This window comes from Methylobacterium sp. WL116, from assembly GCF_008039455.1.
GTDB lineage: Bacteria > Pseudomonadota > Alphaproteobacteria > Rhizobiales > Beijerinckiaceae > Methylobacterium.
This window is the reverse complement of sequence record NZ_VRUV01000068.1, coordinates 1-13704: the sequence shown is the minus strand read 5'-3', so window position 1 is coordinate 13704 and position 13704 is coordinate 1. Positions and strand designations below refer to the sequence as shown.

At 69.3% G+C, this 13704-nt stretch carries 12 protein-coding genes and 1 pseudogene; 2 read left to right on the top strand and 11 right to left on the bottom strand.

What is annotated here, in order from left to right:
- The 11 genes from FV223_RS08280 to FV223_RS08225 all read right to left on the bottom strand — a co-directional run.
- The coding region (locus FV223_RS08280) for a cache domain-containing protein (protein ID WP_147726366.1) at positions 1 to 680 on the bottom strand (680 nt) is incomplete at its 3' end.
- Between the two features lie 286 nt (positions 681 to 966).
- Entirely contained in the window at positions 967 to 1401 is a 435-nt protein-coding gene (locus tag FV223_RS08275; protein WP_147726365.1) for a heme-binding protein, read from the bottom strand.
- Between the two features lie 175 nt (positions 1402 to 1576).
- The gene (locus tag FV223_RS08270) at positions 1577 to 2551 is read right to left on the bottom strand and encodes a CoA ester lyase (protein WP_147726364.1); all 975 of its coding nucleotides are present in this window, start codon (positions 2549 to 2551) and stop codon (positions 1577 to 1579) included.
- 140 nt (positions 2552 to 2691) lie between these two features.
- Complete coding sequence (locus FV223_RS08265) at positions 2692 to 5451, bottom strand: phosphoenolpyruvate carboxylase (RefSeq protein ID WP_147726363.1); 2760 nt, start codon at positions 5449 to 5451, stop codon at positions 2692 to 2694.
- 179 nt (positions 5452 to 5630) lie between these two features.
- Positions 5631 to 6521, bottom strand: coding sequence for a succinate--CoA ligase subunit alpha (gene sucD / locus FV223_RS08260; protein WP_147726362.1), 891 nt, complete (start codon positions 6519 to 6521; stop codon positions 5631 to 5633).
- Positions 6522 to 6550: 29 nt separating this feature from the next.
- On the bottom strand, positions 6551 to 7723 hold the full coding sequence (locus FV223_RS08255) for a malate--CoA ligase subunit beta (RefSeq protein WP_147726361.1): 1173 nt from the start codon (positions 7721 to 7723) through the stop codon (positions 6551 to 6553).
- Between the two features lie 243 nt (positions 7724 to 7966).
- Complete coding sequence (gene fchA / locus FV223_RS08250) at positions 7967 to 8593, bottom strand: methenyltetrahydrofolate cyclohydrolase (RefSeq protein WP_147726360.1); 627 nt, start codon at positions 8591 to 8593, stop codon at positions 7967 to 7969.
- A 17-nt stretch (positions 8594 to 8610) separates the two neighbouring features.
- Positions 8611 to 9471 (bottom strand): NADP-dependent methylenetetrahydromethanopterin/methylenetetrahydrofolate dehydrogenase, encoded by an 861-nt coding sequence (locus FV223_RS08245; protein ID WP_147726359.1) that lies wholly within the window; start codon positions 9469 to 9471, stop codon positions 8611 to 8613.
- A 223-nt stretch (positions 9472 to 9694) separates the two neighbouring features.
- The gene (locus tag FV223_RS08235; protein WP_147726357.1) at positions 9695 to 10633 is read right to left on the bottom strand and encodes a D-2-hydroxyacid dehydrogenase; all 939 of its coding nucleotides are present in this window, start codon (positions 10631 to 10633) and stop codon (positions 9695 to 9697) included.
- A gap of 145 nt (positions 10634 to 10778) precedes the next feature.
- Positions 10779 to 11987: an aminotransferase class V-fold PLP-dependent enzyme gene (locus FV223_RS08230; RefSeq protein ID WP_147726356.1), complete on the bottom strand. Its 1209-nt coding sequence runs from the start codon at positions 11985 to 11987 to the stop codon at positions 10779 to 10781.
- Positions 11988 to 12386: 399 nt separating this feature from the next.
- The gene (locus tag FV223_RS08225) at positions 12387 to 12611 is read right to left on the bottom strand and encodes a hypothetical protein (protein WP_147726355.1); all 225 of its coding nucleotides are present in this window, start codon (positions 12609 to 12611) and stop codon (positions 12387 to 12389) included.
- 54 nt (positions 12612 to 12665) lie between these two features.
- Here FV223_RS08225 and FV223_RS08220 point away from each other — a divergent pair, with 54 nt between their 5' ends.
- On the top strand, positions 12666 to 13499 hold the full coding sequence (locus tag FV223_RS08220) for a UDP-2,3-diacylglucosamine diphosphatase (RefSeq protein ID WP_147726354.1): 834 nt from the start codon (positions 12666 to 12668) through the stop codon (positions 13497 to 13499).
- Positions 13496 to 13704: pseudogene (locus tag FV223_RS08215) on the top strand (glycosyltransferase family 1 protein); the annotation flags it as partial. The gene FV223_RS08220 and the pseudogene FV223_RS08215, both read left to right, overlap by 4 nt.

The window sequence follows — 13704 nt, the reverse complement described above, 5'->3', positions numbered from 1 at the left end:
GCCTCGGCCGCCTGCAGGCCGGCCCGCGCCTTCGCCATCGCCGCGGCCTTGGCGCCGGTCTCGGCGTTCAGCGCTTCGAGGAAGGCGGTCCAGTTCCCGCGCAGCGCCGGCGGCATCTCGGCGTCGAGACGGTCGCGCAGCTGCGCCATCCGGGCGACGGGGCTGTCCGCCGGCCCCGCCCCGTCCGAATCGTAGACGCCGACGCCGCACACCTGGTCGCCCGCGCGGGTGTAGTAGGTGGTCTTCTGGAGCGCGACGGTGCTGCCCGGCTTGGGGAACAGGTAGCGGATCTCGGCGACCGTGCCGGCCTTGGCCGTCTCCAACATCTGGCGGATGAAGTAGGTGCCGTTGCTGTCGTGCAGGTCGCGCACGTTCTGGCCCTGCAGGATCGGGTTGGGATGCGCGCTCATCACGCCGTCCGGCCCGACGCAGAAGACGTAGGTGTCGGCGGTGCGGAACCCCGCCTCCCCCTTGGTGAAATGCGTGAGCGCCGCCGGCGCGTCGGCCGCGATCGCCGCGACGACGTGCTTCAGCATCCACTTGGCGGAGGCTTCCGAGCCGGCATCGCCGCAGGAGACCGGCGCCTCCCCGTCGCCGCAGGCGCGCCCTTGCTGGGGCGTCGCCGCCAACCCGATCGCGGCGAGGAGGGACGCAGCGAATACGGAGCGAAGCAATGCCATCGGTCGCGCCTCGACGATCAAGCGAAGGCCCGCGCGCGGCGGCAAGGCGTGCGCACGTCCGTTGCAAATGGATCCGTGGCTCGACAAGTCATGGTCGAAGCAGCCGGGATGGACGGCAGCTTCCATCGATTTCGTCGAATCTTCAAGCGCGAAATCGAGCATTCGAAACGCGCGAAAACAGTAGACCGGCGCGCGTCGGCGCCGGTGTATCTCCTGCGGGCCGAGGGCGCGACCCGTCCGCGGGTCGCGCCCTCGGCGCCGGGCATCGGCGTGGCCGTGGCGCGGCTCAGGTCCGCCAGGGGTGGGCCGGCAGCTCGGTCTTGCCGATCGTGCTGGCGCCGGCCTCGGCCACCACGTGGTCGTTCTCCACGGTCGAGCCGCTGACGCCGATGGCGCCCGACATCTCGCCGTCCGCGTCGACGATCGGGATGCCGCCGGGGAAGGTGATCAGCCCGTCGTTCGAGTGCTCGATGCCGTAGAGCGGGCCGCCCGGCTGCGACAGCGCGCCGATCTGCCCGGTCATCATGCCGAAGAACACCGAGGTCTTGGCCTTCTTCTGGGCGATGTCGATCGAGCCGACCCAGGCGCCGTCCATGCGGTAGAACGCCTTCAGGTTTCCGCCGGAATCGACGACGGCGATGCACATCTGCGTGCCGAGTTCGGCGGCCTTGGCTTTGGCGGCGGCGATCGCGGTCTCCGCCTGCTCGATGGTGACGTGCATGGTGTCATCTCCCTGATGGCGCCGCCGGACCGGGGCGCGTCGTCCCCGCAGCCTCGGCGGGGATACCGATCGACAACGGTCGAGGTTGCGCCCGGTGCCGAGAACAAGGACGGCCGCCCCGGATGTCCCGGGGCGGCCGCGGATCGATCGCGTCGGTCGGCCTGCCTCTGCCGGCCTACTTGGCCGACATCGCGTTGGCCTTCTCGATCAGCGCCTCGGCCATGCGGATCGAGGCGATGTCGATCAGGCGGCCGTCGAGGGAGACGGCGCCGCGGCCGGCCTTGGCGGCTTCTTCCATCGCCACGAGGATGCGGCGCGCCTTGGTGACCTCGGCCTCGGACGGGGTAAACACCTCGTTGGCGAGGTCGATCTGCGAGGGGTGGATCGCCCACTTGCCCTCGTAGCCGGCCGACGCGCAGCGCCGGGCCGCGGAGGTGTAGCCGTCGGGATCGGAGAAGTCGCCGAACGGGCCGTCGATCGGGCGCAGGCCGTAGGCGCGGCAGGCCACCAGCATGCGCTGCTGGGCGAACAGCCACGGATCCTGCCAGTGGGTCTCGCGCTTGCCGCTCTCGTCCTTGTCGGTGAGCACGCTGTAATCGGGGTTCACCCCGCCGATGACCTGGGCGCGGGCGCGGCAGGACGCAGCGTAGTCGGCGACGCCGAAGGACATCGCCTCGAGGCGCTTCGAGGAGGTCGCGATCGCCTCGACGTTGGCCATGCCGAGCGCGGTCTCGATCAGCACCTCGAAGCCGAGCTTCTTCTCGCGCTTCTTGGCCTGCTCGATCTGCGTCACTAGCACGTCGATCGCGTAGACGTCGGCCGGCACGCCGACCTTCGGGATCAGGATCATGTCGAGGCGCGGACAGGCTTCGACGATGTCGACCACGTCGCGGTACATGTAGTGGGTGTCGAGACCGTTAATGCGGATCATCATGGTCTTCGAGCCCCAATCGATATCGTTGAGGGCAGCGATGATGTTGGTGCGGGCCTTCTCCTTGTCGTCCGGCGCGACCGCGTCCTCGAGGTCGAGGAAGATCACGTCGGCGTTCGAGGTGGCCGACTTCTCCATGAAGGTCGGGTTCGAGCCCGGCACCGCGAGTTCGGAGCGGTGGAGCCGCGGGGTGGCCTGCTGGACGAGGGTGAAGCTCATGGGGGGTCTCCTGTTTCCCTGGGAGGTCGAGCGGCTTGCGGTGCCGCCGTCAGAGCGCGGGCTCAGCTAGGCCGCCCGAACCGTCGGTTTCAACATGGGCCTGCGCGTTCTCGGCGACAGGCCTAGGCGATACGTTTGCATCAGCCGGTCGCACCGAAGCCGACGGCGATGCAGTTGATCGAGAGCAGGAGCGCGGATTTCACCGCCTCGCGCTTGTCCTCGTCGGTCTCGGCGCGGAACCGGCGCAGCAGCTCGACCTGCTCGCGGCCGACCTGGTTGATCGTCGGCAGGCGGCCGGTGAGACGGTCGCGGAACAGCGGCGCGCGCTCGGCCAGCTCCCGCCCGCCGGTGATCCGCAGCACCATCTCGCGCGTCAGCGCGTACTCGGCCTCGATCATCCCGAAGATGCGGTCGCGGATCTCCGGGTCGGCGACGAGGCCGGCGTAATCCCGGGCGATGCCGAGATCGACCATCAGCAGCGTCTTCTCGACCTCGTCGAGGATCAGGCGGAACAGCCGGCATTCCTGGAACAGGCGCTTGAGCAGCGCTTCGCCCTGGTCGCCGCGCACGTCGAGGAAGCTGCGGATGCCGGAGCCGACGCCGTACCAGCCGGTGACGACGTGCCGGTTCTGCGACCATGCGAACACCCAGGGGATCGCGCGCAGGTCGCTCAGCGACTTCGCCCCGAAGCGCCGCGCCGGGCGCGAGCCGATGTTGAGCAGCGCGATCTCGTCGAGCGGGCTCGCGGCCTGGAAGTAGTCCACGAGGCCGTCGGCCTGGAGCAGGTTGACGTAGGCCGCGCGCGAGGCGCCGGACAGCGCCTCCAGCGCATCGTCGAACTCGTGCCGGGGCTGGTTCGCACGCTGCCGCTCGGATTGCAGCGCGTGTTCGAACACGGAGGCCGCCAGCAGCTCCATCTGGTAGGCGGCGGTGCCGCGGTTGGCGTACTTGAACGAGACCACCTCGCCCTGCTCGGTGGTGCGGAAGCGGCCGTTGATCGAGCCGGGCGGCTGCGCGTCGATCCCGCGCTGAGTCGGCACGCCGCCGCGGCTCACCGAGCCGCCGCGCCCGTGGAAGAATGCGATCGGCACGCCGGCTTCCTTGCCGAGCGCCGTCAGCTTCGCCTGCGCCTTGTACAGCTCCCAGTTCGAGGCGACGAAGCCGCCGTCCTTGTTCGAATCCGAGTAGCCGATCATCACCTCCTGCACGCCGCCCTGCCAGCGGGTGGAGCGGCGGACCACCGGGATGCCGACGAGCTCCTTCATGATCGCCGGCGCGGCGCGCAGGTCCTCGATGGTCTCGAACAGCGGCACGATCGGCAGCGGGCAGATCTCGGTGCCGGCGGCGTCGAGGTAGAGGCCGGCCTCCTTGGCCAGCAGGTAGGCGCCGAGGATGTCGGGCACCGAGCGGGTCATCGACAGGACGAAGGCGCCGAACGCCTCGCGGTCGAGGGTGTCGCGCATCTCGCCGACGAGCGCGAAGGTGGCCAGGGTCTCGCGGGCGTCGTCCGGTAGGCCCTCGAACGAGGTTTCGCCGGTCCGCGGCCGCGCCAGCTCGGCGACGAGCCAGACCTTCCACTCGGGCGACTCGAGGTCCGGCGGCGCCTTGCCGCCGCTCTGGCGGGCGTAGAGCGCGTGCAGCGTCTTCGTGGTGCGGGTGGTGTTCTCGCGCAGGTCGAGGCGGACGGTGGAAAACCGGAAGATCTCGACCATGCGCCGCACCGGCCGCACGAGGTCGGTGGCGAGCGAGGTGCACTTGGCGTCCGCGAGGCCCTGCTCCAGGGTGCGCAGGTCGTTGATCAGCCCGTCGGCGCTCGGGTAGTCCGGCCCGCTCGTGCGGCCGCCCTCGTTGCGCCGGATCGTCGCCTCGATCTTGCGCAGGATGCAGGACAGGTACTGGCGATAGGCCTCGCCGGGGTTGCGGCCGGCGATCGCCTTGGCGTCGCCGCTCTCGGACAGGGCCCGGGCCAGCTCGGCCCGGAAGGTCTCGGGCACCGGCATCGAGCGTTCGGTGAGCGACAGCACCCGGCCGAGATGGAGCACGCCGTCGCGGTAGCGCCTGAGCGAGGCGAGCGCGTTCCACTTCAGCGTCTCGCGGGTGACGCTGGCGGTGACGTAGGGATTGCCGTCGCGGTCTCCGCCGATCCAGGAGCCGAACTGGAAGAAGGCCGGCACCTCGAACTTCTCGTCCGGATAGTACTGCGCCAGGGATTCCTCGAGCGAGTAGACCACCTCCGGCAGCATCTCGAACAAGGTCTCGTCGAAGAAGTGCAGGCCCCAGGAGACCTCGCGCTCGACGGTGGCCTTCTCCAGGTGCAGCTCGCCGGTCATCCAGACCAGCTCGATCTGGTCGCGCAGCTCGTTCATCAGGCCGTTGCGCTCGCGCGTGGTCCAGCGCGGCAATTCGAGCTCGCGCAGCACGAGGTAGATGCGCCGGAACTTCTCCAGCACGGTCACGCGCTTGCCCTCGGTCGGGTGGGCGGTGATCGTCGGGCGGATGCGCAGGTCCTTCAGCAGGGCATGGATCTGCGGCGCCGGGATGCTGCCGGCCGAGGCTTCCGCCAACACCTTGGCGAAGGACCCGCCGAGGGCCGAGCGGCCCTCCGTGCGCTCGACGTGCCGGCGCCGGCGCATGGCGACGTTCTGCTCGGCGATCGACAGCAGCTGGAACCAGATGCCCTGCACCTGGAGCGCCCGGGCCAGCATCTCGGGCGTGAAGGTCGAGATGTCGGCGGTGCCGTGCAGCACGGCCTCCAGCTCCGGCTCGTGCCGCCGCGCCACGTCGAGCAGCGCGTGGAACAGGATGTCGAGGGCTTCCTTCGACGAGGTGCCGGTGATCACCGGCGGCGCGAAGGCGTTCTCGTCGGCATGGCCGAGGGAGGCGTGAAGGGTCTTTGGCATCGGATCAAGCCACCTGGGGCGGATATCGTTTTGGCGGGGGTGGCACCGCGCGGCCCCCTCTCCCGAGCGGGAGAGGGTCGGGGTGAGGGGCTAGGTCATTCCGGAGAGGTCACGCCCCTCACCCTGTCCCCCTCCCGAACGGGAGAGGGGACCCGCGCTTCAGGTTCGCGCTTCGGGCGCTACGCCGCCCGCCGCATCACCTCGGCGACGGTGTCGCCGAACGAGCCGGGATCGGGCGCCACGGTCAGCCCGTAGGACCGCATGATCTCGGCCTTCTCGGCCGCGCTGTCGCCGGTGGCCGAGATGATCGCGCCGGCATGGCCCATGCGGCGGCCCTTCGGCGCCGTGAGCCCGGCAACGAAGCCGATCACGGGCTTCGAGAAGTTCGCCTTGATCCAGGCCGCGGCCTCGGCCTCCTGCGGGCCGCCGATCTCGCCGATCATCAGCACGGCCGCGGTCTCCGGGTCCTGCTCGAACAGCGCGAGGTGGTCGAGGAAGGACGAGCCGTTGATCGGGTCGCCGCCGATGCCGACCGAGGTCGAGATGCCGATGCCGTGCGCCTTCATCTGCGAGGCGGCCTCGTAGCCGAGCGTCCCCGAGCGCGAGATCACGCCGACGTTGCCCTTCAGGTAGATGTGCGGCGGCATGATGCCGAGCATCGACTTGCCGGGCGAGATGATGCCGGCGCAGTTGGGGCCGACCACCATGGTGCGGCGGTCCTTGGGGTAGCGCATCAGGTAGCGCTTCACCCGCATCATGTCCTGGGCCGGGATGCCGTCGGTGATCGAGCAGACCAGCTTCAGCCCGGCATCGGCCGCCTCCATGATCGCGTCCGCGGCGAAGGGCGGGGCGACGAAGGTGATCGACGTGGTGGCGCCCGTCGCCTCCACGGCGTCCTTGACGGTGTTGAACACCGGCAGGCCGAGATGGGTCTTGCCGCCCTTGCCGGGGGTGACGCCGCCGACGACGTTGGCGCCGTAATCCTTCATCTCCTTGGCGTGGAAGGTGCCCTTGTCGCCGGTGATGCCCTGGACGATGATCGGGGTGGTCTCGTCGATGAGAATGCTCATGGCGGTATCCTTCGCTTATCTCACGGACGTCAGTGCTTGGTGCCGTTGCAGGCCTCGACGGCCTTGCGCGCGGCCTCCGACAGGGTCTCGGCGGTGATCAGGTCGAGCCCGCTCTCGGCCAGGATGCGTTGCCCGGCCTCGACGTTCGTGCCGGCGAGCCGGACGATCAGCGGCACCTCGATCTTCACCTCGCGCGCCGCCTGGACCACGCCCTCCGCGACCCAGTCGCAGCGGTTGATGCCGGCGAAGATGTTGACGAGGATCGCCTTCACGTTCTTGTCCGACAGGACGAGGCGGAAGGCGGTGGCGACGCGCTCGGGGCTCGCGCCGCCGCCGACGTCGAGGAAGTTCGCCGGCTCGCCGCCCGCGTGCTTGATCATGTCCATGGTCGCCATGGCGAGGCCGGCGCCGTTGACGATGCAGCCGATCTCGCCCTCCAGCCCGATGTAGCTGAGGTTGTGCTCGGCGGCCTGGGCCTCGCGCGGGTCGCCCTGCGATGGGTCGTGCATGTCGGCGATGTTGCGGCGGCGGAACATCGCGTTGTCGTCGAACGACATCTTGGCGTCGAGCGCCAGCACGCGGTCGTCCTTGGTGACGACGAGCGGGTTGATCTCCAGCATGGTGCCGTCGCAGTCGCGGAACGCCCGGTAGGCGTTCATGATCGTCTTCACCGCGGCCGAGACCTGCTTGATGTTGAGGCCGAGCTGGAACGCGATCTCGCGGGCCTGGAACTGCTGCAGGCCGACGGCCGGCTCTACCACCACCTGGATCAGCGCCTCGGGCTCGCTGGCCGCGATCTCCTCGATGTCCATGCCGCCGCGCTGGGAGGCGATCACGCGGACGCGCTCCGCCTTCCGGTCGAGGACGTAGCCGAGATACAGCTCGCGCTCGAACGGGTCGGCGGTCTCGACGTAGACCCGCTGCACCGGCTTGCCCTCGGGCCCGGTCTGGAGGGTGACGAGGCGCTTGCCGAGCAGCTCGCGGGCGGCGTCGCGGACCTCGTTGTAGGTCCGGCACAGCTTGATCCCGCCGGCCTTGCCGCGGGCGCCGGCATGGATCTGGGCCTTCACCGCCCAGAACGAGCCGCCGAGCTCGGTCGCGGCGTAGACGGCCTGGTCGGCGCTGAAGGCGACGGCGCCCTTGGGAACCGCGACGCCGAAGCTCGCGAGCAGCTCCTTGGCCTGATACTCGTGCACGTCCATCGGGCGCCTCCTTCGGTACTGTTCTTGGCTGCGTTTCTACGCCCTCATTTTACTTTGGGGGAGAGCAGTGTCGCATTAAATTTTTTTGCATTCTCGTTGAGTTCGCCTTGATCGGCGAAGGAATGCTTGCGGTCTTCTTGTTGCGTCGCACAATCTTCTGGCGACGATCGTTTCCCGACTTCGCAATTCGCCCGTCGGCGGTCCCCGATCGCCGCCGATCGGGGACCGCCGACGGGCTTCGCGTCAGCTCACTTTGGCCTTGACCACGTCGTAGACCTTCTCGTTGAGCGGGCCGGCATCGCCGAGCAGCGCCTCGAGCTCGGTCAGGCGCCCCTGCGCGAAATCGCGGTCGTCGAGGCCCTTGGCATTGACGTAGACGTTCAGCGCCGCGCTGCGCAGGCCGGCATGGGCCGAGAGCACGGCGACGCCGGCATCCGAGATGACGTTGAGGTTGCCCTTGTCGGCGACGACCTCGGCGAGGTCGATCACCGCGCGGCAGGCGCGGCAGCAGGCGAGCGGCACGTCGGTCGCCACCTTCAGCGCCGCCTGGATCCGCTCGGCGCGGACCGCCTTCTCGTCGTCGGTGGCCTTGGGCAGCCCGTAGGCCCCCATCACCGCGTCGAAGGCGGCGACGTCCTCGGCGATCATGCCGGTGAGCTGCGCCCGCAGCGCCTCGGACTGGACGAGCATGTCCTTCAGCTCGGCCTCGACCTCGACGTACTTCTTCTTGCCGATGGTGAGGTTGCACACCATCGAGACCAGGGCCGCGCCCATGGCGCCGGAGATGGCGGCGGCACCGCCGCCGCCGGGGGTCGGGGCGGCGCTGGCCAGCCCGTCGAGGAAGGTCGCGATCGTATCGTGCTCGGCCATGCGCCCCACTCCCCCGTTCAGGCCATCTTCTTGGCGAGCGCGTAGATCTCCTCGGCATCCAGCACCTGCTCGGTGCTGTCGAAGAGCTGGCCGACGCAGGCGCGATGGAGCTTCAGCTTCAGGCCGCCGATGCCCAGTGCGCCGAACGACTTCTTGCCGTGCCGGTCCTTGCCCTTGTCCATGGCGTCGATGCCGCCGAAGCCGAGCGGCGGCTGGGCGTTGTAGTCGGCCACGAACTCGATCGAGGCCTCGTCCTTCCAGGCCGACTCGGGCAGCAGCTCGATGCCGATGGCGCCGGCCGAGAACACCAGGTTCTTGCCCTTGACGATCTCGGCGCGCGAGGCCTCGTCCGGGGTCGCGGCCGCCGTCACGGCGACGCCGAAGCGCTTGTTGACGGCGTCCGCCGCCGCCTGCGCGCGGTCGAGCTGACGGGCGGCGAGGACGACCTCGGCGCCCTCCTGGGCGAGCAGCGCCGCCGAGCGCATGCCGACCGGGCCGGTGCCGGCGAGCACCACGGCCTTCTTGCCCTCGAGCGAGCCGGCGGCCTTCGCCACCAGAGCGACGCCGGCGGCGGCGGTGGTGTTCGAGCCGTTGGAATCGAGCATGGTCGAGACGCGGAACGGGCCGAAGAAGCGCTTCTTCACCGCCTCGAGCACCGCCTCGCCGGCCGCCATGTTGCCGCCACCGACGAAGATCGCCGTCGACTTCTTCTCCGAGCCGCCGCGGGTGTAGATCGTGCCGTCGACGAGCGCGCCGACGTTCTCGGGCGTCACGCCGCCGTAGCCGGTGATGTGGTCGGCGCCGCCGTCGTAGCCGACGACGGTGTCGAACACGGACGGCATCGCATCGGTGTCGAACAGGAACAGAAGCTTCTTCATGGTGCGTCCTCTCGCCCGCGTCTCGGCGCGGATGGCGTTCGTGTTGGAAATTGGGTTCGGGCTCGTCGGTCGCTCAGCCACCCTCCCCCTCTGCGGGGGAGGGTGGCCCGCGAAGCGGGTCGGGAGAGGGGCAGCGCGACGTTCGGAAACGTGGCTCCCCTCTCCCGACCCTCGCTGACGCGAGGCCCACCCTCCCCCGCAGCGGGGGGAGGGAGAGTTCGACCTAGACCACGTTCTGCGGCTTGCCGGCGACGAAGGCCTCGACGTTGTCGACGAGCTGGTCGGCCAGGATCTGCATCGCCTCCTTGCTGGCCCAGGCCACGTGCGGCGTGACGATCAGGTTCGGCAGGTCGAGGTCGCACAGGATGTTGCCGTTCTTGGGCGGCTCCTGCACCACCACGTCGAAGCCGGCGCCGCCGATCGTGCCGGCCTTCAGCGCCTCGGCCAGGGCCTCCTCGTCCACCAGCCCGCCGCGGGCGGTGTTGATGAGGATCGCGTGCTTCTTCATCTTCGCCAGCTGCTCGGCGCCGATCATGTTCCGGGTCTCGGGCGTCAGCGGCGCGTGCAGCGTGATGACGTCGGACTGGGTCAGGATCGTCTCGAGGTCGACGAGGCCCTCCTGCGGGAAGACGTCGTAGGCGATGACCTTCATGCCGAGCGCTTCCGCCCGCTTGCCGATCGACTTGCCGAGCGCGCCGTAGCCGACGATGCCGAGCGTCGAGCCGGCGATGTCGTGGATCGGGTAGTCGAAGTAGCAGAACTGGGTCGACTTGTTCCAATCGCCCCGGCGCACCGAGTTGGCGTAGGGCACGATCGCGCGCCGCAGGGCGAAGATCAGCGCGATGACGTGCTCGGGCACGGTGTTGAAGGCGTAGTTGCGGATGTTGACGACGGTGATGCCTTGCGCCTTCGCCTGCTCCTTGTCGACCACGTCGGTGCCGGTGGCGGCGACGGCGATGAGCTTGAGGTCGGGCAGCTGCTTCAAAGTGTCGGCGCGCATCGGCACCTTGTTGATCAGCGCGATCTCGGCGCCCTGGAGCCGGGAGACGATCTCCTCCGGTGTCCAGGTCGAATCGTATTCCTTGTAGTCGTGCGGGAAGTTGAACGGCCGGACCGTGGCGTCGAGGGACTCGCGGTCGAGGAATACGATCTTCTTCGTCATGGAACGCCTTTCATGCGACGGCCGGATCGGGCCCTGCCCGCGACGCGCCGGTCGCGGCGATCCCGATCCGGTTCGAGATGATCCCCTCTCGTCCGGGATGGCGCGGGGGCGTCGCCGCCCCCGCGCGATGGTGTCGGCCTTAGCGTCAGCCCCGGGTGAGCGGATGCTCGCGCAGGTAGCTCGACGCGGCGGCGACGCCCGAGCCCGGGGTGACGTGCACGCCGCAATCGATCATCGCCATCTCGGCGCCGGCGATCGCGCCCAGCAGCGACAGCTCGTTGAGATCACCGAGGTGGCCGATGCGGAACACCTTGCCGGCGACCTGGCTGAGGCCGGCGCCGAGCGAGAGGTTGTAGCGGTCGTAGGCGTGCTTGATGATCTTGGCCGCATCAACGCCCTCGGGCGCCAGGATCGCCGTCACCGTGTCGGAGTTCCACTTGGGCTCCTTGGCGCAGGTCTTCAGGCCCCACGCCGCCACGGCCTGACGGGTCGCCTCGGCGAGCACGTGATGGCGGTGGTAGACGTTCTGCAGCCCCTCTTCCTTGATGCACTCGAGAGCCTCGCGCAGGCCGTAGAGCAGCGGAAGCGGCGGGGTGTAGGGGAAGTAGCCGGTCGGGTTCTGCTTCAGCTGGTCGGACCAGGCGAAGTAGACGTGTCCGAGGCGGTCGTTGCCGCCGGCGGTGCCTTCGGAGGCCTTGATCGCCTTGGCGCTGGCGCAGAGCACGCCGAGGCCGGCGGGGAGCATGAAGCCCTTCTGCGAGCCGGCGATGGCGCAATCCACCTTCCACGCGTCCATCTCGAACGGCAGCGAGCCGATCGACGAGATGCCGTCGACGAACAGCAGCGCCGGGTGGCCGGCGGCGTCGATCGCCTTGCGGACCGCGCCGATGTCGCTGGTGACGCCGGTCGCCGTCTCGTTGTGGACGACCATCACGGCCTTGATCTTGTGCTCGGTGTCGGCGCGCAGCGCCTGGCCGATCTTCTCCGGGTCGGCGCCGGTGCCCCAAGCCTCGTCCTGCACGATGACGTCGAGGCCGAGGCGCTGGGCCATGTCGACCCAGAGGTGGCTGAACTGGCCGTAGCGGGCGGTCAGGACCTTGTCGCCGCGGCAGAGCGTGTTCGCCAGGGCCGATTCCCAGATGCCGGTGCCGGAGGACGGATAGAAGATGATCGTGCCCGCCTCGGAGCCGAACACCATCTTGGCGTCCTGGAACAGCGGCTTCACCAGCGCCGGGAAGTCGGGCGAGCGGTGGTCCTCCGAGGGGACGTGCATCGCGCGCAGCACGCGGTCCGGGATGTTGGTCGGGCCGGGAATGAAGAGGTGATTGCGTCCGGGGCGCCGCGTTGCAGCCATGGGGTGTGTCCTCCGATTACCAAAAAACGTTGGCCGGCAAGCCGGCTTCAGGAACGATGCGCCGGCTTGCGACGCATGGGCGTGTGGTGATCCGTGGGCGGTCTGGTGAGGGGGACGCCGAACCGGCGCGGCCGGAAGCGCGCGGGAGGGCTGTCCCGCGCGGAACTTCCGCGTCGTCGGTCGGTCGCTTCACCGGGCGATGCGGAGCGGCGGAACGGTCTGGCACCGCTCGCGGTCGCGGCATGGATCCATGCCGGTCGCCTCCGAAAAGCCTCGTCTTCCATGCGTCGGCCGTGGCCGTCGCGCAAGCCGCGGAATGCGGATCCTGCACGCCGGCGCTGCGCCGACCCTCGACACCTTCCTCCCCGTCGTCCCGCCCCGGCTCACGATCCAAGTGGTTCACGATCCAAGTCGACCATCCAGGTCGGCGATCCATTGGCCGTCGCCGGCGCCGGCCTTACGGCAGGCGATCGCTTTGAATCCATTATGAACGCCGAAGCTCCACAAGCAAAACTGGAAAAACTTCCCGGACGACGAAAAAAAATTGTCGTGCACTGCAGCAAACCGGCGAAGGATCTTCGCATTGCTTGCTGCATCGCAGCATCGGATGCGCGCCACCGTCATCAAACTGAGACGCGTTTCCGGTTTGGCTCGGCCGAAGACCGCCGGGAGATGCTCGTGGCCGACGACACGGAAGGGACGACCCGCGTCCGCACCCTGTTCCTCTCAGACCTGCACCTCGGCACCCGCGGCTGCCAGGCCGGGCTGCTCCTGGACTTCCTGAAGGACTACGACGCCGACACGCTCTACCTCGTCGGCGACATCGTCGACGGCTGGCAGCTCCGATCGGGCTGGTACTGGCCGCAGGGGCACAACGACGTGGTGCAGAAGCTCCTGCGCAAGGTGCGCAAGGGCTCGAGCCTGGTCTACGTGCCGGGCAACCACGACGAGTTCCTGCGCGACTACATCGGCACCACCTTCGGCGGGATCGAGATCGCCGAGAGCCGCATCCACGAGGCGGCGGACGGGCGGCGCTACCTGGTGATCCACGGCGACCAGTTCGACATGGTGGTGCGCCACGCCCGCTGGCTCGCCCATCTCGGCGACGGCGCCTACACCTTCGCGCTGTTCGTCAACACCGGCCTGAACAAGCTGCGCCGCCGGCTCGGCCTGTCCTACTGGTCGCTCTCGGCCTGGGCGAAGCTGAAGGTGAAGAACGCGGTCAACTTCATCGGCGCGTTCGAGACCTTTCTCGCCGACGAGGCCCGGCGCCAGGGTGCCGACGGGGTGATCTGCGGCCACATCCATCACGCCGCCGACCGGCGGATCGACGGCCTGCGCTACCTCAACACCGGCGACTGGGTTGAATCCTGCACCGCGCTGGTCGAGCATTACGACGGCCGCATGGAGGTGCTGCACTATCCGAGCGTGCTTCGCGCCCGCGCGGCGGAGGCGTCGGAGGCCGAGCGCGCCGGTGCGCTTCCGGCGCAGGACCGCCGGGCGGTCGCGTGAGGCTGCTGGTCGCGACCGATGCCTGGGCGCCGCAGGTCAACGGCGTGGTGCGCTCGCTCGAGCGCATGGCCGAGGCCGCCCCCGCCCACGGCTTCGAGCCGTTCTTCGTGACCCCGCGCGACTTCCGCTCGCTGCCGATGCCGGGCTATCCCGAGATCCGGCTGGCGCTGGCGGGCGCGCGCGGCATCGCCGCCGCCTGGGCGCG